At 66.9% G+C, this 21273-nt stretch carries 26 protein-coding genes; 7 read left to right on the top strand and 19 right to left on the bottom strand.

The window, feature by feature from the left end; genetic code table 11:
• Nucleotides 1-105: 105 nt before the first annotated feature.
• Genes ACGH52_RS26370 through ACGH52_RS26345 form a run of 6 tightly spaced genes read right to left on the bottom strand, consistent with a single transcriptional unit; the run spans nt 106 to nt 3157 of the window.
• Nucleotides 106-441 (bottom strand): hypothetical protein, encoded by a 336-nt coding sequence (locus ACGH52_RS26370; RefSeq protein WP_399942880.1) that lies wholly within the window; start codon nt 439-441, stop codon nt 106-108.
• Nucleotides 438-1088, bottom strand: coding sequence for a GGDEF domain-containing protein (locus ACGH52_RS26365; protein WP_399942877.1), 651 nt, complete (start codon nt 1086-1088; stop codon nt 438-440). Before ACGH52_RS26365 ends, ACGH52_RS26370 begins: the two co-directional genes overlap by 4 nt.
• Nucleotides 1085-2095, bottom strand: a complete 1011-nt coding sequence (locus ACGH52_RS26360) for a DUF2637 domain-containing protein (RefSeq protein WP_399942874.1) — start codon at nt 2093-2095, stop codon at nt 1085-1087. The genes ACGH52_RS26365 and ACGH52_RS26360 overlap by 4 nt, the downstream gene beginning before the upstream one ends.
• Complete coding sequence (locus ACGH52_RS26355; protein ID WP_399942871.1) at nt 2092-2418, bottom strand: DUF6303 family protein; 327 nt, start codon at nt 2416-2418, stop codon at nt 2092-2094. The genes ACGH52_RS26360 and ACGH52_RS26355 overlap by 4 nt, the downstream gene beginning before the upstream one ends.
• A complete protein-coding gene (locus ACGH52_RS26350) occupies nt 2415-2867 on the bottom strand; it encodes a Pycsar system effector family protein (protein WP_399942868.1) in 453 nt (150 codons plus the stop codon). Before ACGH52_RS26350 ends, ACGH52_RS26355 begins: the two co-directional genes overlap by 4 nt.
• Nucleotides 2864-3157 (bottom strand): hypothetical protein, encoded by a 294-nt coding sequence (locus ACGH52_RS26345; protein WP_399942865.1) that lies wholly within the window; start codon nt 3155-3157, stop codon nt 2864-2866. The genes ACGH52_RS26350 and ACGH52_RS26345 overlap by 4 nt, the downstream gene beginning before the upstream one ends.
• A gap of 407 nt (nt 3158-3564) precedes the next feature.
• Between ACGH52_RS26345 and ACGH52_RS26340 the strand changes: the two genes are divergently transcribed.
• Nucleotides 3565-3960 (top strand): GntR family transcriptional regulator, encoded by a 396-nt coding sequence (locus tag ACGH52_RS26340; protein WP_399942862.1) that lies wholly within the window; start codon nt 3565-3567, stop codon nt 3958-3960.
• A gap of 216 nt (nt 3961-4176) precedes the next feature.
• On the opposite strand, the gene ACGH52_RS26335 is transcribed toward ACGH52_RS26340, so the two are convergent.
• From ACGH52_RS26335 to ACGH52_RS26315, 5 genes are all read right to left on the bottom strand, one after another.
• Nucleotides 4177-4740, bottom strand: a complete 564-nt coding sequence (locus ACGH52_RS26335) for a flavoprotein (protein WP_399942859.1) — start codon at nt 4738-4740, stop codon at nt 4177-4179.
• Nucleotides 4737-5972, bottom strand: coding sequence for a helix-turn-helix domain-containing protein (locus ACGH52_RS26330; protein ID WP_399942856.1), 1236 nt, complete (start codon nt 5970-5972; stop codon nt 4737-4739). Before ACGH52_RS26330 ends, ACGH52_RS26335 begins: the two co-directional genes overlap by 4 nt.
• Before the next feature lie 327 nt (nt 5973-6299).
• Nucleotides 6300-7298 (bottom strand): hypothetical protein, encoded by a 999-nt coding sequence (locus tag ACGH52_RS26325; protein ID WP_399942853.1) that lies wholly within the window; start codon nt 7296-7298, stop codon nt 6300-6302.
• A 794-nt stretch (nt 7299-8092) separates the two neighbouring features.
• Nucleotides 8093-9106 (bottom strand): HNH endonuclease, encoded by a 1014-nt coding sequence (locus ACGH52_RS26320; RefSeq protein WP_399942851.1) that lies wholly within the window; start codon nt 9104-9106, stop codon nt 8093-8095.
• The gene (locus ACGH52_RS26315) at nt 9103-9759 is read right to left on the bottom strand and encodes a class I SAM-dependent methyltransferase (protein ID WP_399942848.1); all 657 of its coding nucleotides are present in this window, start codon (nt 9757-9759) and stop codon (nt 9103-9105) included. The genes ACGH52_RS26320 and ACGH52_RS26315 overlap by 4 nt, the downstream gene beginning before the upstream one ends.
• A 338-nt stretch (nt 9760-10097) precedes the next feature.
• Here ACGH52_RS26315 and ACGH52_RS26310 point away from each other — a divergent pair, with 338 nt between their 5' ends.
• Nucleotides 10098-10454: a hypothetical protein gene (locus tag ACGH52_RS26310; RefSeq protein ID WP_399942846.1), complete on the top strand. Its 357-nt coding sequence runs from the start codon at nt 10098-10100 to the stop codon at nt 10452-10454.
• A 249-nt stretch (nt 10455-10703) separates the two neighbouring features.
• Nucleotides 10704-12044 carry a hypothetical protein gene (locus tag ACGH52_RS26305; protein ID WP_399942843.1) on the top strand — a complete coding sequence of 447 codons (1341 nt, stop codon included), beginning with the start codon at nt 10704-10706 and terminating at the stop codon, nt 12042-12044.
• 428 nt (nt 12045-12472) lie between these two features.
• Here the strand turns inward: ACGH52_RS26305 and ACGH52_RS26300 are convergent, their stop codons facing one another.
• The 8 genes from ACGH52_RS26300 to ACGH52_RS26265 all read right to left on the bottom strand — a co-directional run bounded on the left by ACGH52_RS26300 (nt 12473) and on the right by ACGH52_RS26265 (nt 17988).
• Complete coding sequence (locus tag ACGH52_RS26300; protein ID WP_399942840.1) at nt 12473-13858, bottom strand: tyrosine-type recombinase/integrase; 1386 nt, start codon at nt 13856-13858, stop codon at nt 12473-12475.
• Nucleotides 13855-14067, bottom strand: a complete 213-nt coding sequence (locus ACGH52_RS26295) for a helix-turn-helix transcriptional regulator (protein WP_399942837.1) — start codon at nt 14065-14067, stop codon at nt 13855-13857. Before ACGH52_RS26295 ends, ACGH52_RS26300 begins: the two co-directional genes overlap by 4 nt.
• Nucleotides 14057-15424, bottom strand: coding sequence for a replication initiator (locus ACGH52_RS26290; protein WP_399942834.1), 1368 nt, complete (start codon nt 15422-15424; stop codon nt 14057-14059). Before ACGH52_RS26290 ends, ACGH52_RS26295 begins: the two co-directional genes overlap by 11 nt.
• Complete coding sequence (locus ACGH52_RS26285) at nt 15424-15681, bottom strand: hypothetical protein (RefSeq protein ID WP_399942832.1); 258 nt, start codon at nt 15679-15681, stop codon at nt 15424-15426. Before ACGH52_RS26285 ends, ACGH52_RS26290 begins: the two co-directional genes overlap by 1 nt.
• Nucleotides 15682-15785: 104 nt before the next feature.
• On the bottom strand, nt 15786-16076 hold the full coding sequence (locus ACGH52_RS26280) for a hypothetical protein (protein WP_399942829.1): 291 nt from the start codon (nt 16074-16076) through the stop codon (nt 15786-15788).
• Between the two features lie 35 nt (nt 16077-16111).
• Nucleotides 16112-16306: a hypothetical protein gene (locus ACGH52_RS26275; protein WP_062642117.1), complete on the bottom strand. Its 195-nt coding sequence runs from the start codon at nt 16304-16306 to the stop codon at nt 16112-16114.
• Nucleotides 16307-16318: 12 nt separating this feature from the next.
• Nucleotides 16319-17638 carry an FtsK/SpoIIIE domain-containing protein gene (locus tag ACGH52_RS26270; RefSeq protein WP_399942826.1) on the bottom strand — a complete coding sequence of 440 codons (1320 nt, stop codon included), beginning with the start codon at nt 17636-17638 and terminating at the stop codon, nt 16319-16321.
• The gene (locus ACGH52_RS26265) at nt 17638-17988 is read right to left on the bottom strand and encodes a hypothetical protein (protein ID WP_399942823.1); all 351 of its coding nucleotides are present in this window, start codon (nt 17986-17988) and stop codon (nt 17638-17640) included. The genes ACGH52_RS26270 and ACGH52_RS26265 overlap by 1 nt, the downstream gene beginning before the upstream one ends.
• Nucleotides 17989-18194: 206 nt before the next feature.
• On the opposite strand from ACGH52_RS26265, the gene ACGH52_RS26260 reads away from it, so the two are divergent.
• From ACGH52_RS26260 to ACGH52_RS26245, 4 genes are all read left to right on the top strand, one after another.
• Complete coding sequence (locus tag ACGH52_RS26260; RefSeq protein ID WP_399942820.1) at nt 18195-18935, top strand: GntR family transcriptional regulator; 741 nt, start codon at nt 18195-18197, stop codon at nt 18933-18935.
• Nucleotides 18936-19397: 462 nt separating this feature from the next.
• A complete protein-coding gene (locus ACGH52_RS26255) occupies nt 19398-20027 on the top strand; it encodes a hypothetical protein (RefSeq protein WP_399942817.1) in 630 nt (209 codons plus the stop codon).
• A gap of 197 nt (nt 20028-20224) precedes the next feature.
• A complete protein-coding gene (locus tag ACGH52_RS26250; RefSeq protein ID WP_399946879.1) occupies nt 20225-20536 on the top strand; it encodes a preprotein translocase subunit SecY in 312 nt (103 codons plus the stop codon).
• A complete protein-coding gene (locus ACGH52_RS26245; RefSeq protein WP_399942815.1) occupies nt 20536-21189 on the top strand; it encodes an adenylate kinase in 654 nt (217 codons plus the stop codon). The genes ACGH52_RS26250 and ACGH52_RS26245 overlap by 1 nt, the downstream gene beginning before the upstream one ends.
• The last annotated feature ends 84 nt before the right edge of the window (nt 21190-21273 follow it).

The following is a 21273-nucleotide window of genomic DNA, read 5'->3' as shown; positions in this document are numbered from 1 at the left end:
GGCCCGGCCGACGCTGTAGGAGGTGGGCGGCCGGGCCCGTGTTGGCGATGGTGAGTGCAGGGCAGCGCTGGAGAGGACCGGAATCCGGTCGCCGGAACGCGCGTGCTACAGGTCGAACAGGCCGCACTGATCCGTAGCGGCCGCAGGCAGTCGCTTGCGGGCGAGCCGGGCGGCAGCGGTGTGGCAGTCGGGGCACCACGCCCGCAGCTCACTCGCCGGGAGGCGAGCGGCGGCGACGTCGGTGGCGAGCGGGTCGACCGGCGCGGCCATGAGCCGTACCCGGCGCCCGTGCTTGCTGGTGTAGTGGTCGTGCTCGTGCTGGCACCGGCCGTCGCCCTTGGCGTGCGCGTTGCCGCACTCGCCCTCGCACTGGCAGCGGTAGTTGGCCGCACCCATGACCGTGGTGAACACGGCGGCACCGACGAGGGGCTGTGACTTCACGCCGCCACCCCCACCACGGGCGAGTCCTGGCGGGCGCCCGTTCGGCCGGCACGTCGTCCGGTGACGCTGGCGAACAGCCAGCCGAGCCCGGCGCGCCGGGTTCCGGCGCGAGCCTGTTTGGCCGCGTACATCGCCTCATCCGCCCGCCGCAGCAGCGCGGACAGGTCGTCGGCGGGGAAGTCCGCGGCACGTACCCAGCCCAGCGAGACCGTGGTGGATACGGCCGGGTCCTGGCCGTCGACCGGCCGGGCGAGCACCCCATGTAGCACGGGGAGCAGATCTCCGGCCGTGCCGTGGTCGTCGATGAGGACGGCGGCGAACTCATCGCCTCCGAGCCGCCCGGCGACCCCGGTACGGCCGACGTGGTGGGCGAGGCGGTCGGCGGTCGCCTTCAACAGCGCGTCCCCGGCCGCGTGCCCGTAGGTGTCGTTGATCTGCTTGAACTTGTCGACGTCGGCCAGCACCACGACCGCGCGCGGGTCCTTGAGTAGAACCGTGGCGCGGCGGGTGAAGCCGTCGCGGGTGCGTAACCCGGTGAGCGGATCACGCCGGGCGGTGTTCAGGCAGCCTCGCAGCCACCACACATGGACCGCCCAACCAGCGGCGAGCGGCAGCGCGGACAGCAGGACCGTGGCCAGGGTGTTCACGCTGCCACCCCCTCGGCACCGTCGCCGGACGCGTCCGACTCGGGGTTGTCGACAGAGTGCAGGGCGCGCCCGTCGGCTCGCTCGGCGAGCAGGACGTCACGCACCTGCCGGGCAGGGCCGGAGCCGCAGTGCAGTTCCTTGCGCAGCGCCTCGGCGTTGATCTGAGCATCCGTCCAGTCGGCCGTGGCGGTGCGTGCCTCGGCGAGCAGTTCGGCCGTCGTGCGCTGCACCGTCCTGGCCTTGCCCGTCGTCGGCCGCTTGCGCGACGGCTTCGTTGCCTCGCTCTTCGGCTTCTCGGGTGCCTGATCCGGCTTCGGGCTTGGTACGTCGTCGCCAGCGGGGGCGAGTTCGCCCGTGCGCAGCATCACGCGCTCGCGCCGCGGGGTCTTCCAACGCCACTTCCAGCCGTACCGCTCGTGCAGGTCCGCGCGGGCCAACAGCCGCTCCCGCTCGTAGGCGAGCGCCCGGCGGTAGGAGGTGACCTCCCACAGCGTCATGCGCCGCCACAGCGCGAACGTCGACACCGGGGCCAGGAACCAGCGAGAGAACCGGATCTTTTCCATGCGTCGGCCGGTGGCGGCGCCGATCCGGGCGGCGTAGATGTGGGCGCCGACCTCGGAGAACACCACCCACAGCAGCGGCATGGTGCCGTGCGCGACCTTGGCCCACACGTCGTGTCCGGCGGCGACGTTGAGCCCGCAGGTGACCAGGGTGAGCGCCCAGGGCACGAACCGCACCCACGCGAGCGCCATGTCCATCCGGATCAGCAGCAGGTTGGCGACGGTGAACACCGGGATGGCCACGTCGATACCGACGGGCAACATCCACGGTTCACCGAACCCCCACCTCGCGGCGGCGGCCGACACGGCGTCGAAGGAGGAGATCAGGCCGAGCGCGCCGACTCCGGCCGCGGCGAGCGCGCCGAACCCGGCAAGGCCCATTTCCGGCTTGGTCAGCGGGGGCACCGCCGGACGTTCGGCGGTGGGTGTCGTCTCGGTGGTGGTCATACCGCACCCCCGTTCAGCGGCCGGATCTGGGTCGCGGCCATCAGTTCCACCTGCACTGGGTGCGGGTGGTACTCGGAGGTGGCGTCCTCGCACCACTCCCATTCAGCGTCCTCGGCGAGCGTGAAGCCGAGCGAGGCGAGCGCCGCCGCGCGCTCTTCGACCGTCGGGGCCTGCGGCGACGTGGGCCACGTGAAGGTGGGCCAGTCACTGACCAGGCCGGTCATGACGATGAAGAGCTGCCAGCACGGCCCGGCGGTCCGCTCCGGAGCCGTCGTGCCGCAGCAGCGCATCGTGATCTGAGCCCGCAACACCCGCCGGTTCATCGCGCACCCCCGACCGCGAGCAGGACAGCCAGGATGAGCAGGGCGCCGCCCATGCAGGTCACGTCGACCGCGCGCCGCAGGCAGGTGAACTTGGCGACCGCGAGGCGGGACAGACCCGCGATGTCGGCAGCCAGATCACGGGACACGGCGTCGCTGATCTGCTCGGGGGTCAGGGTGGCCCACAGCGGGAAGCCGTGCCGCCCCTTGATGTTCGGCCGCACCGATCGCAGCAGCAGACCGGCCGCCGCGACCAGCACCGCCATGCCGAGCCCGCCCACCACGTACGCGGGCAGGTTCATCGGCAGGTCACGGGCGACCGTCCAGGCGCCGGCGAGCACCGCGCCGACGAACGCGAGCAGGAGAGCCGTCTTGGTGTCGGTCCGCGTGATCTCCGCCTTCACCTCCGCATGAGCGGCGGCGAGCAGGGTGCCGGTGTCCGGGGCGCTCATGCCGCCGCTCCCTTCCGGGAGGGCCGACGACGCACGGCCGGGCGGACCAGCGGGACGACGTTGAACAGCTCCGGGGCGTGCGCCTCGATCACCTCGGCGGCGATGCGGGCTACGTCGTCGGGGAGCTCCGGGTTGTCGGCGAGGATGTCGCGGGCCGCGTCCAGCCGGGCCGCGCGCTCCTCCTCGGTCTCGCCCTCTTCCCCGAGCCACAGCTCAGCCGGGGTGCCCAGGGCCAGTTCGATGAAGTCGTTGACGGAGACGGCCTGATGACCGCCGATGTACGTGCGCATGCAGCGCTCCTGATGTCGAAGGGACAAGGAAGGTGCCGGCGGTCGTGGCCTGGTGGTGAGAGGCGACCGCTCTGGAGAGCAGGCAGTGAAGTGCGTTCCGGCTCCCCTCGACGCTGCTCGTACGAGACGAGCAGCGGAGGCAACCGGCGCAGCGCGGATGCATGACGCTGCGGAGGGGTTGGAATCGCGCGGTCTTGCATCCGCGCGGCCGTCACTTCGGGGGAGACGGCTCAGAGACCCACTTATGTACGCCTGCGACCAGGCGTTTCTCAAAGATCAACCGCTTCCTTCAGGCCCGTTTCACGGGGCCCTCCGGGCGTGGATTCAGATTGACTTATGTCAATCGGGCTGTCAAGGAGGTCCGGCGAGAACTCTGAGATTGACTTAGTCCGGCTACTCTCGAACCCATGGAGCACAGCTCAGAAGCGCCCAGGCAGGCGCCCACGGCCAAGGACATCGCTGCGGACTTCCGAGCGAAGATCACAGGATCGAAGCGCGAGTACGAACCGGGAGATCGACTCCCCGCGGCTCGCACACTCGCCAAGCAACTTGGCGTGCAGCTCCTGACCGTTCAGAGCGCGTACGGCCAGCTCCGCGACGAGGGGTTGGTTCTCACCCAGCAAGGCCGCGGAACGTTCGTCCGTGACCCCTCGATGCCGCTCGGCACCGAGCCGGGCAGTAGCCCCGCGTTCACCGCACTGGCCGCAGAGCTCAGCTCGATTCATGACGCTCTTCGTCTGCTCGGTGAGCGACTGGACCGCCTTGAACAGCATGGGGGCGAAGGGACTCCACCCTCGCCGTGAGTTCGTCCGCACGCCTCAGCAGTCGTTCAGCCGTGGCACGCGCCTCGCTCAAACTCGCTTCGATCAAGGCAAGTTCCGTGGGAGTCAGACCTCCCAACTCGCCGCTTCGCTCATTGATCCTTGGCATGGCAATGAGCATGCGGCCGGAAATGGAAGAGGACCCGGACAGACTGTCCGGGTCCTCTTTCCTGGCAGGTCAGGCAGGTTGACGACTCGTCACCGCGTGGCTTCCTCCACGGCGTCCAGTACTGCGGCCCACGGAAGTTCACGCCCCGCTGGCGCTTCCCTCGGCTCGTACAGCGGCCAGACGTCGGGGCCGTAGACGACGTGCACTCCCCCAGCACGAAGAGCGTTGATGTGGCCTTGCCACGCGGGGTGGCGAGCATGCGCAGCGTTCACCCGCGGGAAGACGACGACCGGCAGACCAAGGGTGCCGATAGCCTCGCCAACCTGGGTCAATGCCTGGTTGTCCATCAGGCCAGTCGCGAGCTTGGCGACCATGTTGGCGGAGGCGGGAGCGACCACGTAGCAATCAACCGGCGGATGCGGCCGGGCCTCACCAGGCAGGCGCGGTTCGTCGCGTACGGGTAGACCGGTGAGCTTCTCCAGCCGCTCAACCTCCCCACTCATCCGCAGCCACTGACCTGCGGTCGGCGTCAGCGTGACGGCCACCTGCCACCCGCGATCCATCGCGGGTTCGACGAGACCGGTACGCAATGCCTCTACGCCTCCGGCCGCCGACCCGACGACCCCGAGCACCCCGCGTTTGCCTGAACTCACTGCACCGCCCTGCACCGTTGCGCCATCACGAACACCTCGGACGAACGCGAACCGCCGGTCACGGGGGACTGCTTGATCAAATCCCGCAGCGTCTCGCGCACCCTCGGATTGTTGCGTACGAGCTGCGGCGACGTGCGCTCAGCCGTACGCAGCTCCGCGAACGCCTCGTCTCCTTGGCCGGCGAGCGACAGAGCCCGCGCGTAGTCGATGCGGTGGGAGACGCTGCGCTCCTGCGGCATGTGGTCGACGTTGATCCGGCCGTGTTCCACCACGTACGAGACGTTGTCCAGGTCCAGCTCAACAGACAGGCGATGGAGCAGGACGTTCGTCGGCCCGAATCCGGTCTGCCAGTAGTTCTCATCCGACCCGAGGTCGTCCGCGAGTTCTTCGGCACGGTCCAACAGCCCCGTTGCAGTGGGCCGATCCTGATGCCGCGCTGCCGCGACTGCGGCACGCAGGTGGATCATCCCGAGCAGGCTGAGCGCGGCCGGGTCGTTCTCTGTTACCTGGGACGACAGCCACCTTGCCGCCGTGTTGCCCAATTCGAGAGCGTCGTCGTAGCGCCCGTTGGCAAGCAGAGCATGCGTGCCGGACCGGGCCGCGGAGGCCAACACGAGCGGGTCGTCCGACTCGTCAGCGGCTCGCATCGCGCGCTCGGCAGCGAGCCATGAGATGTCAGACTCACCGATCTTCGCGAGCGTCGTGGCAGCGAGGTGGTGCGTGCGCGCCGACACTGCCCAGCAATCGCTACGGTCGTCACCGCGACGCGCCGCGCGCTCCTCCAGTTCCTGTGCAGTCTGCAACAGCACGGGAAGAGCGGCGATGACACTGCCGAGCCGTCCGCCCTGGTAGTCGTTCCATGCCTGCTCCACCCGCACGGCTACAGGGGCGGGCGTCGGCAGCTGGGTCTCAGCCTCGGAGCCGAAGAGCAGTCGCGAGAGGCGACGCGGGCTCATGAGGGCGTCGCGTACGGCGGGGACGTCGTCCTGTTGGCGCTCGTCTTCCATGAGGACGGCCTGTCCGAGCAGGTCTCCGAGTGGTACACGCAGAATGCGCGACAGATCCGCGAGCATGTCGATACGGGGCGGCTTCCGGCGCCCCGTCTCGATCTTCGCGAGCCAGTCAGTGCTACGACCGACCAGACCGGCCAGCACCTCTTGCGTGTAGCCGCGGCGCTTCCGGTAGAACGCGATGCGCTCGCCAATGCTGAGGTGATCTCCAAGACCACGCATTGCGTGTTGCCTCCTGCGTTGTAGGGGCCCGCTTCACGGTACCGAGCCTGCCGTCACACTGGACAGATGGTCCTTCCTGTCCGCTCGACCGAGCGTGAGGCACCCAACGGCAAAGGACCCGGACGAAGTGTCCGGGTCCCTGCTCACTCGATCAGGAACGGAGCCTGTGGACAGGCCATGTCCCTACTGTCCGAGCGTCCCGATACCTGAGTTGACCTGGCCGAATGGGTGGGACAACAGGGCGCTCCGCTGAACTGCCTGTCCGATCGCGACGTGGCTGCCCCCGGGGTGTTACAGCCACGCGGCAGCGCGCCCCTGGTAGGCGCTTCACGGACCTCCCTCTACGCGTTTCCGGCTTTCGGTTGCGATCGCTTCGAGCTCTGGAGGGAGTAACTGAATGAAGTTAGATGCGTTACCCCAGCTACGAAAGGAGACGAGATCGCGAATCACTCTAGAGGACAGTTCCTCATCACCAGCCGAAGCTGCAATTGTCACAAATTCTGCCACCTCACGCTCAGCGACTAACTCAACCAGCGACTGAATCAACCCCTCCCGAATATCCCACATCTCTTTCTCCCCCAGCAACTGGTACAGATCCCATCGATGCTTACTAGAGTGACCACTTCCGTAACGAGCAACAAGCGTGGACACACCCTCTGGACAACCTAGCGAGAGGAATTCTCGAATTAGCAGCAGAACAGCGCTCGGAGAAGCAGGCCAAACATCGTCAGAATTCCAAGTGTTTCCCACTTTCCAGCCGTGGCCCCTTTTATGTAGCGAGACCAGGAGCCCGGCTATTTCCGCTAGGCTCCTTTCATCCCGAACGACCCTGACCAAGGTAGCTGCATAACCAGTGGCACCAGCCCGCATCATCAGGTCAGCAAGTTGACAGACATCGAAGATGGGTCGCACTCTGGCAAACGCACCCACGAAGATCCTCCCCTCTGCCGGAAACCATCCATCATCCGATGAGGGCGGAAGGAGGGAAGCCAAGGCTGGAACACGAGAGGGGGGCAAGCGTTCAGCCAACCCTTCCAGTAGCCCCTTGGCGAAGTTGACCCAATTGCGCTCCTTCAGTTTGTGCAGAATATCGACGATGGTTTCCGGCGGCCGATTCTCAGCCAACTCAATAATGGGAGTTACATCACCCGAAGCGCTAGCTTCCTCAAAGGCTCGAAGTGTGGGATCTTTAGAGTAAGTTTCAGTCACCGCTTCCACAAACGGTTCCTCTGCCGCAACCCAGAGAGCAATAAACCGCGAACTTTCGGCATCCTCTCCGGGACCGCTGATGGCCTGACTGGCCAAAACGCGAACGAGGCTGTCCAATTGCTTGACCGTAGGCCAGCGTCGCCCGGAGAGGATTTGTGAGACCAAATCTCTGTTCATAGTCGCACTGAGATCGTCTCTCTTTAATACCTCGGTGCTTATGCTGCGAACGCCCGGGGTGTCAGCTAGGCGGTAGAGCCTGTGTAGCTCAATGAGCACGTCGCGTCTTGGACCTGGAGGTATCTGGTCCGTTCCGGGCAGGGAGATCCCCCGAGCACCCCTAGTGGACATGCGTCCTATCCCGTCTGTAAGTGTCAGCAAGTGTCATCAGGTGTCCAACACCCTAGATGAACCAAAGCCTCTGAGCTGTGCGAACGACCAGTCTCCTCTTCGAGCTGTCACCGGGTTGCCAGCTACTCCACGCGTCGCCAGTCAATGGAGATGCAGTCGCGGGCCGTCCACGGAACGGGCTTCCCCACGCCGCGCTGCGAGCCGACCAACTGGAGGACAGGTGACAGGACAGCGCCCGAGTGAGCGCCACGAGATGAGACGTCGGACGATAGGGATGCAACTGCTTCTCGCAACCCTTGGCGGGGTCTGCTCTGCGGCCGGCAAGCGAGCCTTGGAGTGGTGGCTAGGTTGGTGCGGCGGAGACTGAGTCTGCCGCTCGGCACAACTGACACCCCAGGCAATGGGAGCCTCGGCGTGTGAGGGGCGTGTGGATCAGAGAAGCGCACGCCCCTTGCGCGGCTTCTTCGCAGGCCGGAGCCCTGGCAGAGTCTCAGTGAGCGTGCTCTCCGGAGCCATCTGCGCCAGTCAGAACGTGCTCAGGGTGCTAGTGCAAGCGTTCCGCTTCAGACTGCCGTCTGCACTGCTTTTAGGAACTCTGTCCACAGGGGCATGCTCCGGCCGGGCAGGACGCCCTTGAGGGTGAGTTGCAGGGTGCGGCGCAGGGGGTGGGGGGACTGCATGATTGCCTCGTTCCGGGCTGCTAGACGGGCGAGTTCCACCTGGGTGGGCAGCCGATCGCTCTTGGCTCCGTTGCAAGCGGCATGCGCCGGGGCGAGGTTCCACAGGGCGTCCAGATCCGGGCCGTTCCAAGAGCCGACGCTGCCGAAGCGGTGCATCAAGGAGAACGGAAACACGTGGTCGACGGCTATGGCATCGCTCGCGCTCAGGACGTCGTCGCAGATCAGGCAGCGGCCATGTTGGAAACCAACCGTGGCCTCAACGATGCCGGTCACCGAGCGGCGGCGGCGTTTGTCAGTGATCTTAAGCGTGTCCCAGTCGACCGTGATGCCCTCCTCGACCAGGCTGCGACCGACGCCAGCAGCGAAGGAGCTCTCTACGATGCTCCAACGCGCGCCCAACTCCGCAGCCAGGACTGGTGCCTGCTCCGACTGTGCCAATCGGAGCAAGTCTGAGGTCAGCCGCACCACGCGCTGCCGCCCTGTTCCAGCCAACTCATAGAAGGTATGGGGCACCGCAGTGTCACCGCGCAGGTTGTGGAACTTCTGCATCACCATCGTCGGCATTGAGCGCACCGCGGACGCCAGCAGCCGCTCAGTGGGATTGTCAGCAGCCAGCGTCGCAGCACTCTCCTGCTCGGCGACGACTAGGAAATCTTTCTCGCCCAACTCCACTGCTTGCGGCGCCTGTGGGTCCCGGGCCAAGTGGCGCACCATGCCCAAGCTGTAAGAGGCGGCGAACTCGGCAAGCGGAACATCGTCTCGTCCATGCCTCCCGAACTCCAACAACGCCTGGCCAAGGGCGAACTTATAGGTGCGCGAGTTGGCGCCCATCAGCACTGCCAGCCTCCACGACGCGCGCGCCGAAGCATCCTGGGCGTAGAACTCCCGCCCGCTCACTCTCCCCCCTTGCGCAGGGCAACCGTCTGCCACCACACCTCGGCACGGCCGAGCCGGTCCGTGCCCTCCTCTACGAGTCGCACCAACTTCAGCCCCGCTCGCTCCCCGTCCCGCACGACCTCCTCGGCGGGCACGTCGAACATCACGCGGTCCGTCGGCGGAGCTCCGCGTCGTAGCGAAATGATCAGCAGTCCTGACGGAGCCAGCAGCGCGGCAAGGCGCTCCATCGCTTGGTCACGCACCGGCGGGGGGAGGTGCATCCAAACCGCCGACAACAGCGCCAGCTCAAAAGGCCCTTGCAGCCGGGACAGCTCAGGGAGCGATTCCTCCACCCAGCAGACGTTTTCGCTCGGGTGCAGGCTCCGCGCGACCTCCTGTAGCTCGCGCACCGGCTCTGCCGCCACCACCTGGTAGCCGCGCTGCGCCAGTGCCGCGGCATCCCGCCCAGTGCCAGCGCCGACATCCAGCACCCTCGCTGGGGCTGGCGGCAGCAGATCCACCACCCCGCCATGCACTTCTTCGAAGGTGACGCTGCCGTACCGCTGCCCAAGGGTGCCGGCGTTTTGTGCGTAGTAGGGCTGGACACCCGCAGCGAGCTGGCCCACCGCCGGCGACTCGTTGGGGTGAGTGAAGTTCTCGCCTGTAGCGACCATGGCCTCAAGTTACGGGAACGCTCTGACAACGTCAGGCGCGCGAGGGCAAAGGGAGAGCCCGCCCAGGACTGCCGGGACACCATGTGTCCCATGTGTCCGGCTGTCCGGTTAAAGCCCTGGCCTGCACAAATAGGCCGGACACCGTCATCGGCCCCGTGTCCGGGTGTCCGGCCTGGAAGGCTGCAACACGCATAGCTCGGTGTTGCAGCCTTCATGCGCGCAGCACTCAGCGGGGCGCCCAGCGCCAATATCTCCTTGGCGCTGTGGATCTTCCATGAACACGCCACCTCGTTCGCCTGCACTTCCAAGAAGAAGCGATCAGCCGACATGCTTGAGGAGTGACCACCCCTCCGAGAAAGACCCATGAAGAGCCTGTGGCCCCGGTGCTACTCTTCTCCGCTGACGGCCATATGGATGTCATTCATGACCTGGCGGTAACCGACGAACTCATAGACACACCCGACGAAGTCCATAAAGCCTTCGACGGCCTGGGCCGCCCCCTGCAAGCTGTCGGCCCGGCCGGCAAGGTTTCGTTCCGTCTGACTTCCGACCAGCCAGAGGAAGCCAAACTTCGAGCACGCGTTGCTCGCTACTACTCGGTCTACGCCAGCCGACATCCGACCGGGGTCCCGCCTCAGGAGACAGATCTCGCCGCGTTCGTACGCGCAGTCGCCAACGACGAAGTTGTCGAGTAACGGCAGCAAGGCCACTACCTGTGTCCCAGTCACGGACCGGGCAACCCTAGACAGCCGCAACGGCCCGACCTGCTTTGGCAGGTCCACAAAGCTGCCTGACGCGCTGGAAGGCTATGGAGCCACGCTCCCCCGCGACAGCACCGCCGCGGGGCAGTTGGAACCACGACCCATTGTCAGACACTTGGCGTAGCCTCCGTCCAGTGCCGAGAGATGGCACCTCGACATGCAACCGCCACGGGGGTGACGTTCGTGACTGCTTGGCTCCTTACCTGCAACCCTGACGTTTTTAATCTGGAAGCATTCCGACGTGACGGCAGGCCGTTGGAGGCCTGGAGTGTGGCTCGCTACCGGTCGGAGCTTTCAGATGGGGACAGCTTCGTCATGTGGCTTACTGGTCCCCGTGGAGGGTTGATTGGGCGTGGCCACCTGACCGGCGAGCCGTTCTTCAGCGAAGGCGCCAGCAACGGCGACTACTGGCAGCAAGACCCCGGACCTCGCTGGTACGTCCCCTTGAAAGTCGACGACTGGCTCGACACCCCAGTTGCCCGCAGCCAGTTCACGGAGGATGAACGCTTCACGGACACCACGACTCTGCGGACTCTGTTCGCAGCCAATCCGCACCGCCTCTCCGAGGTCCAGTGGGAGGCCTTTGACGAGGCGTTCGCAAAGGCCTCCACTGCCCTACCCGAGGAAGAAGAGTGGCATCTCCGGCCTGGGGACATGATCCGTCGGGTGGAGCTGCATGACCGGTACGGCGGGAGCCGGCAAGGCGGCATCTGCAAGTCCGCTCGCACCGACAACGTGCTCATCTTCACCGATCCTAAAACAGGTCATCAGCACGGCTACTTCGACGAGTGGGCGGAGGATGGTTCGTTCCACTACACCGGCGACGGCCAAGAAGGGCCCCAGACCTTCGACAGCTTGGGCAACAGGTCGATCCGTGACCACCTTCAACTGGGCCTCAAGCTAAGGCTTTTTGAGGGATCTCGTGGAATCGTGCGCTACGTGGGTGAGTTTGCCGTTGACCCAGCTTCGCCTTATTCCTACGCGCAGGCTCCTGAAACAGGTGGTGGACCGCTTCGCCGGGTCATTCGGTTCCACCTCGTGCCCGTGGGCTCAACCGAACAGCCGCCCACAGTCCCGATCGGCTGCGGCTATCGCCCCGTCGATGAATTTGTGCAGCCTGCGCCGGCACAGCCGGGCACCCCAGACGCAGGGCTGACCGAGCGGAACCTCCAAGCGCACCGAAGGCTGCAGAATGAGTTGGCGACGGCTGCCGCGGCTCGTGGTCTGGAAGTCCTGTCACCACGTGCCACCGATCCTGACTTTGACCTTGCTTGGCGCAGCTCTGAGAAGAACCTCACCGTCTGCGAAGTTAAGTCGCTAACGGAGGCGAATGAGACTCGGCAACTCCGTGCGGGCGTCGGTCAGTTGCTTGACTATCACGACAGGCTTCAGGGGCGAGCCACGAAGGTCCAAGCCGTCCTCTGGGTCGAGTATGAGCCGAGCGAGGCACGGTGGATCGACCTGTGTCAGCGAGTAGGCATCACGCTGGCGTGGCCCGGCAGGGAAGATGACGTCCTCGCCTAAGTGCCGTCACCCCCGCCGGCGCCCAGCAAGGTCACGGTTTCGAGTGAGTGGCGAGTGAGAACCGAGCCCTGACCTGCTTCACGCCCAAGAAGTCGCAGGTCAGGCGCATATCCAACTATGCCATGCGCATGCTCTCCGGAGCCGTGTGCGCAGGTTCGAATCCTGCCGGGGGCACCTTGCAGAAGGTGCCCAAAGACCCCGTCACCAGCGGAAACGCTGGAGCCGGGGTCTTCGCGTATGTGCAGGCGGATGCCGCCGGAAGCAGCCGTTTGCCACTGATCACGTTGTAATGGCGTGTTGATCTTGGAGGGCTCCGCAGCAGGTCAGCGGAGGTTTCGAGAGGCCTCAGCACGTCTCTGTGGACTATGCGTGGACGGACGGAAGCCCCGGATCGCTCCGGGGCTTCCGTCCATTGATCGTGACCGTCTTCAGTTCTCGGTGTCGTCCTCCCCGAGCCCTTGCATGATCCGGTCGTTCATCTCCTGCTCCTGGCCGTCGATGCACTTGGCGTAGATCTTCAGGAGCACGTCCACCGAGTGGCCGGCGCGAGCGGCGACCTCCGGGGCGGGCACTCCCGAGTTGAGCCACTGGGAGACGCCCGCATGCCGGAGGTCGTACGGCCGAAAGGCGAGGACCGAGGACACCTGGTCGGGGACGAGAGCCAGTTCACGAGCCTGCTTCCACGCTCGGGAGTACGACGAGGCGGCGATCACGTTGCCCCGCTCACTGGAGAACAGCCGGCCGTCCTCCGCCGTGCCGAACTCGTCCAGGTGGTCGAGGAGCAGCCTCACGAGCGGGGGCGGAATCGGCACGGTGCGCACCTCTCCCTGGGCCCGCTGCTTCAGCCCTCGCCGATCGTGCGCCTCGCCGGAGTCGGTCCACGCCTTACCTGCCGTCGGGCGGGTCTCCGCCAGCTCGATGCGGCCCCAGCCCTGGGCCGGAAGCGTGCAGTCGGAGCGGCGGAGGCCGAGTGCCTCGCCCGGCCTCATGGCCGCGTAGTACAGGCATCCGAAGAAGGCCCGCAGCCGCCGGCCGCTTGCCCGCTCGTAGCCGCCCACGTAGGTGAGTGCTGTGAGAAGCTCTCGGGCCTGTCGCGGGTTGACCACCACCCGGCGGTCGACTTCCTGCACCGCCCGCTTGCCTCGCTTGCGCCGGACGCGGCTCAGCGGGTTGGAGGTGAGGTGCTCCAGCTCCACCGCGTACTCCAGTGCGTTGAAGACGACGGCCCGCCGACGCCGATAGGTCTGGGTGGCCGCAGGCTTGCCGTCCAGCCTCCGGCTCAGCCCGTCGATCAGCTCATGCACACGGCTGATCTCCTGCAGCTCCCCCACCGGAAGCGAAGCCTTTTCGATCCACCGGACGGCAGAGGCGATCTCCTCCGGACGCTCCCGCTCCCTGCGCGGCACGGGCAGGACGTACGAGCGCAGCGCCCGACGCAGCACCTCTGGAGCGGGCCGCCCCCGTCCCGGCTTGACCAGGACGGGAACAACCGTCGCCAAGGCGTCCGTCATGCTGTCCCGCTGCTTGGCCGACGCCTCCGCCCACCGGGCATCGACGTACTTGGTCGCCAGGTCGAGGAAGGACAGCGCCGCCTTGCCGCCACGCAGAGAATCGGGCAGTCCGGTCACCGTGTCGAACGGCTCGCCCTTGTCGAGCGCCCGCACGAGCTTGGCGCGGAAGCGGTCGGCCAGTGCCTTGGTCTTGTGCGACTCGCTGAAGGGCTGTCCGTCCACCACCCAGCGCACGAGGTAGGTCGGTTTCTTGGTGGTCTTGTTGACCGAGAGCTTCCACACGGAAGCCTTGTAGGACTTCACGACGCCGCCCCCTCCGCCCGTTCCTCCAACCAGTCGTCGAGCACGTCACGCCGGACCCGGAGCTCACCGTTCGGCAACCGGATGCAGGCCGGCGCGAGGCGCAGTTCCCGCCAGCGGTAGAAGGTGCGTCGGGAGATGCCGCCCAGTTCGTCGAGCACCTGGCGCACGGTGAGCAGCTCGGCAGTCGTCGAGCGGGTGTCACGCGCCATGGGAAGCACCGCCCTCCCGCACCGAGGCAGCGAGGAGCGCCGCTTCCGGCGAGTAGCCGCGCCCCGCGTAGCGCCACCGACCGACCGTGACCGTCGGGTGGCCGGCCAGACCGAGGGAGGCCCGTTGCTGGTCCGCCCGGTGGTCGGTACGCGCCTGCCGGAGGGCGGTCAACGTGGTCGAGTAGCGGCGGGACTTGGTGGAGAAGTGGCCGCCGTACCCGAGCATGTGGGCCCAGCGACGCAGGCCGAGCGGCGCGAACTCCGGTAAGCCGCCGAGCCACCAGCACGTGGCGATCATGCGGAGCACGTGAGCGCGCACCGGCAGCATGACCATGTCCCGCGCGTGACGGATGCGACCGTCCACCGCGCCGGCGGACTCCGCTCCCTTGGTGGCGTACTTGGCGATGTAACCCGCAACGGAGGCCGGGGAAGCAGGCCGCTCCCCCGCGTCCCGCCGGTACGAGGTGACCGGACGTACGTCGACCTGGGCGCCGAAGCGCAGTGCCCGCGGACCGATGACGCCCGCACCGGGGGCGTTCAGCCCCACGCGTCCGACCACCGCCCGTACGGAGTCGACCAGGAGCGGGACGGTTGCCCAGCGGGGCGGATGCGAGTCGGGTCCGTCCGGCCCGTCGAGGCGGATCACGGCATGGAAGTGGACCAAGCCCCGCCGCTGGTACTCGGCGACTTTCGCGTACGACAGTCGGGCGACCTCCCCGAATTCGGTACGGGACAGACCGGCTCGGCGTGCGGTCTCCCGCCGGAGCTCCAGCCCGAAGCGGTGCCAGAGCCTGCCGGCGAACGCGTGCCAGAGGACGGCTCCCGCGTAGTCGTAGCAGCGCGGGCAGAGGGGTTCGCCGAGGCGAGGATCATCCTCTGAATGCCGCTCCCGGCAGCCGGCCGGAGTTCCGTGCGGGCAGCGGTCCCCTGTCCGACGAGGCCGACAGGGTGGCACGCGTCCGCCACGTTCACGGGTGTGGACCGGGCCGAACCCGGGGGCGGTGAGCGTGGCGAACACCCGCGGGTGACCGCTCACCGCCTCCGGGACGTTCTTGCCGCCGACGAGGCCGGCACGGACGAGTTGGTACGTGTCCGCCCGGTACAGAGCCGAGCAGGCCGGGCAGACCGTCGCCCGCCGGTTGCCGCACGCGGTGAGCAGGCGACCGCCGTAGACGTCCGAGCCGTAGGAGAGCAGAGCGGCACCGTTCGTCGTGTCGTAGACGGTGGCCGCGCCGACCAGGTGAATCGGGTTGGTACAGCCGCCGAGGCGGACGATGTTCCGGCGCCAGGCCTCGAACTCCGGCTCCGACGTCCTGTCGACGAGAGCGACGACGCTCTGTGGAAGGGCGGTAGTCATCAGCGACCACCCCCGTCGCCGAACGCCTGCCCCATCACGGCCGAAATCCCTTCCGGCCGAGTCTTGGCGCTGAAGCGAAGTGTCGGGTCGGTGAGCCAGACGGCGGCCGCGTGTGCGGGACACAGCCACTGCTCGGTTCCGTCGAGTTCGACGAGGACGATCTGTTCCCGTCCGGCGCAGGTCGAGACCTGCGTGTCGCGCTGCCTGAGGTCGCAGTCGAGCGACGGGGATTTGCGCGAATGATGCGCGGTGGACAAAGTGTGGGTGCTCCTTTCACTGCTCATGTGGCGGATGGAGTGGGTTCCTGACGGGGTCGGGTTTGGCGACTTCGCGCCCCGTCGGGAGCCCTTCGTACGGGCGATCACTGCCGTTCCTCGGGAGGGATCCCGACGGCCCCGTACGAGATCGGGCCGAAGTCGCGGCGCGCGTCGAAGTAGCCCCGGCCGATGTCCTCCGTCGGCACGCCGAGCGGAGCGGCGACGGACTCCACGCCGTCGCGGCGGGCGTCGGAGTCGGAGGCGTCGACCAGGACGACGACGGACGAGTGGCGCGGTACGGCGACGGCCGGATTGGCGGTCAGGAAGTCGGCCAGCTCCCGCAGACCGGCCAGGAAGGCGGCGCGGTCACCGGAGCGGATGACGTAGTCGGACACAGGAAGTCCCCTTGTCGGGTCGGTGATGAGGCGTTTCAGAAGCGGAGTTGGCCGAGGAAGCCGTTCACGCCGTCGAGGAGCGCTTGAACGAACGGCGCGGCCACGGTCCGGGCGAGCAGGAAGCCGAAGGTTCCGCAGAGCAGCGCGTCGGCCCACCTGAGGTACCGGATGCGCAGGAGGAACCAGATCAGCAGGCCGAGCAGCAGCACGGCCGACATGGACACCAGCACGGCAGTCCCCTCTCACAGCGCTTCGACGTGGAGCTCGGACAGGACGGGGGTCAGGTGCGCGTACTCCGCGGCGACGGCTTCCGCCTCCGCTTCCGTGATCAGGTGGGACCGGGCGCGTTCCCAGCCGTCGCCGGAGGCGAGGACGGCCGTACCTGCCTGTTCCGGGGCGATGGCCTGCGCCGCCTTGAGCGCGTCGGGGTTGAGGTCGCCGAGGGCCATCTCCGCCGTACCGGGGTCGGCCACGCGGTGACACACCCGGCCGCCGAGCTGTGCCCGCAGAGCTGTGACACCGGGTCCGAGGTCGGAGCCGACGCGTTGTCCGGCCACGACGAGGAAGACACCCAGTGCCGCACCGAGTTGGGCCAGCCGGATCAGCGCCGTGCCGGCTGCATGCGCTTCGTCCTTCTCGCTCCGGCTCGCCACGAGGAAGAGTTCCGCTATCTCGTCGACAATGACGACGACGGGGACCGGGCGTTCTTTGTCAGTCAGACCCCAGATGTTCCGGACGCGGGCAGCCCGGCAGAGGGTCATCCGGTCGAGGGTCAGGTCGACGAGAGCCGCCAGCAGCCGGACGGCTTGTTCTCGGTTCGTCGCCAGGGCGGACAACCGCGGCTCGTAGAGGGACAGTTCCATGCCGCCCTTGCAGTCGATCCCGACCAGGGCGACGGATTGCGGGGCGAGGCCCGCCACGAGGGCGTTGATCAGGGTCGACTTGCCGGAACGGGTGGCGCCGACGATCAGCCAGTGAGGCACGCGCCGCAGGTCGACCACCCACGCGGCCCCGGTCTCCAGGGCACCCACGGTCACGCGGAGCAGATGGCCGGGCCCTCGCTGCTTCGGCACCCGAGGATCGGCCAACGGGTCGGCCGCCGAGGCGACGATGCGCACGATCCCCGGCTTCCAGGAGGTCACCCGTACCGCGTGCACCTGCCAGTTCTCCGCCATGGCGGGAGCGGCCTTGACGAAGTGCTCCGGCACCTGCCCCGGCAACAACCGCACGAGGAGTGCGAAACCGCCGGAGGACGGGCGTATGAGCCCTCTCCGGGGCACCCGCGGCTGCAGCGGAGGCGCCCCTTTGCCGACGAGCCCGGACACCACGGTCAGCGCCGGTCGACGACTCACGGCGAGCCCGCAGCCGGCCATCAAGGGCCGCCAGGTCTGCACGACCCGGAAGGCCACGGCCGGGAAGCCGCATAACAGCCACCAGGCGGCGGGGTAGCGGCGGTGCAGGGCCGGGCCCGCCAGAAGCAGACCCGACACCAGCACTGCGGCCACCACCAGAACCCAGCTCGGCCAGGTCTCACCGGCCGAAGTGGCGGAGGCCAGTTTCATCACTGCCCGGCCCCCTTGCCCGCCGTGGTGGCGGGAGCGCTCAGGGGCCGGATCTCCGCCGCACGGAACGCGATCCCGTGCCGCCCCTCGTTCTCCCACGGCGTGGCGACCAGGTCCCGCACGGCCACCGGCATGCCGAGCTGCACACCGGCCGGCTCGCCGGCCACGCTCACGTTCACGACGTCGGCCGACGCACCCGCCATCAGGCAGAGGCCGACCTGGTACACGGTCTTGCCCGTGTCGCGGTCAACGCGAAGCTGACCGGTCTCACGGTTGGCGACCCGCGGAGCCGGGGGCACGGCACAGATGATCCCCGTGTACTTCGCGGTGTCGATCGGAAGGGTTGTCACTTTTCGGATCTCCTCATCTCAGGCACCCGAAGGCCATTCCTCCGGGTTGCTAGACCACCCGTACTACGGGCGCCACGGACAAGATTGGCCACCCGTAGTACGGGTTGTCAACCGCCTTCGTGTGGGAGAAGCTAGGTTCCGTCCGTGGGCGGTTACGTTCCACCCACGGACGGAAGAAGCAGTGACCACGGCCGTGGAGGGCACGCATGCCGCCGAAGAACACGCAGCCGAAGTACCGGCAGATCGCCGACTACCTGCGCGAAGGCATCCTGGACGGCACCTTCCCCGCCGGCCAACCGCTGCCTTCCGAGGAGGCGTTGGCGAAGCAGTTCGGCGTGACGCGCCCCACTGTCCGCCAGGGCCTGAGCGAACTCCGGGCATCAGGTCTCGTCGAAGCCATCATGGGCCGCGGCACCTTCGCCCGCTCCCCCCACAGCCGCCCCAGCCACACGCGCCCGCGCGGCGTACGCCGGACCACGGACGGCCGCTACATCGAGGCGGACGGCATCCGCTGGACAGACGCCGAGCCGCCGGTAGCCACCCGTACCGACGCCCCGCTAGCCCTGGCGGACCTACTCCGCATCCCGCCGGGCGAGCCGATGTTCACGTACGACGCGCTGCAAACCGCGGACCACGGCCACCTCCGTCAACTCCACCGGACGTATGTCCCGTTCTCGGTGCTCATCGACACCAAGTACGAGGAGGAGGCCCCACCGCCGGCGCCGGAGCTCTACACGGCGCTCGCCGGCCTGGGACACGAGCTCCACTTCACGGAGTACATCCGCACCCGCATGCCCCTACCCGATCAGGCTCAGGCGCTACGACTCGCCGACGGGGTCCCGATGCTCCACGTCATCCGCGTGACCCTCACCGAGTCGGACAAGCCCCTCGCCCTGGAGGAGTTCCACCTTCCAGGCGACGAGCTGGAGCTGTCGTTCCGGCTGTAGCACGGCCGAGTTGGCTCAGACTTTCTCTACGTCATCAAGGCGGCTCGCTCCGCTCACCGCGCGCGGCCCGGGCGCCGGCCGGGCCTGCGCTCCTGTCTCCGCCCCGCTCCAGCCCGGCCGGCGCCCGTGCCGCGCTCAGAGCAATCAGCCGCCTGATGCCAGAGAAGGGGCACGCCGGGGCTGGGGCGGTCGGCTCCACGGCTTTAGGCAGCCACTTTGGCGCGAGCCTCGCAGATCATGGCCCCAACGTCGTGCTTTACCGGGCATGTCCACAGACTGCCCGACGCGCCGGAAGCTTACGGGGCCATGATCACTCGCGCCAAAGCAGCTCCAGCCCAAAGCCGCTCCACCGACCTCGTCCTTCACTCTGCACCGAGGGACGCAATGTCCTAATTCACGACGGTGACTGACCAATTGAGCCGTTGCGAGTAAGACACAAGGCCCGAGCTGTACGATCACGGCATGGACGCCGGATTGGCCGCTATAGGCGGCGCCGTAGTTGGATCTTTTGCAACCCTCGGAGCTTCGCTTGCCGCCGGCTGGTACCAGCGAGAAGGAGTCCGAATAACCGCTCGAAGCGAACATCGAAAACAGCGCCATAACGCACAGGAGGGCGCGTATCGAGAGTACATCAAGGCCGTGACAGAAACTATCACGCTACTCACAGACGTCCACTTGCCCACAACCACGATAAGGGGAACGGATGGCGAGATTTTCACAACAATTAGTTCCCGCTTCGATCCGTCAATAGTTTTCACCGATGAATTTTTCGATGAGTTAGAGCTTCGCGAGACCCAGTTTAGATCAGCTTGGATTGAAGTCTCACTCGTGGGCCCATCAAGGGTTGCCGAGAAGGGGAAGAAGCTGATCCAATCTATTCAGCAGGCCAGCATGATGGCAGGGTTTACCGCAGCGGTCATTGATGAAAGCAGCAGTAACCTGGAGGACGAAAGCACTGGGCGGGATCTCGCCCGCACCTTCAAGGATTTTGCGCGCGACGTCCACGAGGCCAGCACCCAGCTTGATTCATTTACTTCTGCCGCACGGGATTGCCTCGACGATGATGGGGTCTCAAAGAAAGCGCAGATCTGACCTTCAAAGCAATCATGAACCGCTTGCTGCCAGCAGCACACGGACAGGACAGATGGTTTCCAAGCCCGTGCGGCGTTCGCCCTCATAGTAGGGCGCGAGACAAGGCGGGTGCGCAGGCTGGGCTGCAACCCGGCTGACTCCCGCATGACGACGGAAGCCACTTGGGATCTGCGTAACAGGGCACCGCATACGGGTACATCGACGGCTGTAGCCCCAAGCGAGTCGCCGACAATATGAGGAAGTATGGTGGCTTCATCCCGGGCATCCGGGCTGGCCGACCGACCGCTGAGTACCTCTCGTACGTGCTCAACCGGATCACCTGGCCGGGTTCGCTGTACTTGGGCCTGGTCGCTCTCGTGCCGACGATGGCGTTGGTTGGTTTTGGGGCGAACCAGAACTTCCCGTTCGGCGGGACCAGCATCCTGATCATCGTGGGTGTCGGTCTCGAGACGGTGAAGCAGATCGAGAGCCAGCTCCAGCAGCGCAATTACGAAGGGTTCCTCCGCTGATGCGAATCGTCCTCGTCGGGCCGCCGGGTGCCGGTAAGGGTACGCAGGCCACGCGCCTCGCTGAGAAGCTGCGGGTACCGCACATCTCCACGGGCGACCTGTTCCGGGCCAACATCAGCCAGCAGACCGAGCTGGGCAAGCTCGCCAAGTCCTACATGGACGCCGGCAACCTCGTCCCCGACGAGGTCACCATCGCCATGGCCAAGGACCGCATGGAGCAACCGGACGCGGAGAACGGCTTCCTGCTGGACGGCTTCCCGCGCAATGTCTCGCAGGCCGAGGCGCTGGACGAGCTGCTGACGACCGAGGGCATCAAGCTGGACGCGGTGCTGGACCTGGAGGCCCCCGAGGAGGAGGTCGTCAAGCGGATCGCCGGCCGGCGCATCTGCCGCAACGACTCCGCGCACGTCTTCCACGTCACGTACAAGAAGCCGGCCAAGGAAGGCGTCTGCGACGTCTGCGGCGGCGAGCTGTACCAGCGTGACGACGACACCGAGGCGACGGTCCGCAACCGGCTCGAGGTCTACCACACGCAGACCGAGCCGATCATCGACTACTACAAGGCCCAGAGCCTGGTGGTCACGATCGAGGCCATGGGCCCGGTCGACGAGGTCACCGGCCGCGCGCTGGCGGCACTCAAGCGCCAGCGCTGAGTAATCGGTTGGAGCTCCTTTGCGACTTCCGCAAGGTTCGCCCAAAGCCCGCCGGGCCACGTGCAATGCGGCCTGGCGGATACT

Origin of the sequence: Streptomyces sp. BBFR25 (assembly GCF_044590125.1) — a bacterium.
In the GTDB taxonomy this organism is placed as follows: Bacteria; Actinomycetota; Actinomycetes; order Streptomycetales; family Streptomycetaceae; genus Streptomyces; species Streptomyces canus_D.
Note: the sequence above shows the minus strand (reverse complement) of the source record. Positions and strands in the feature narration are given on the sequence as shown.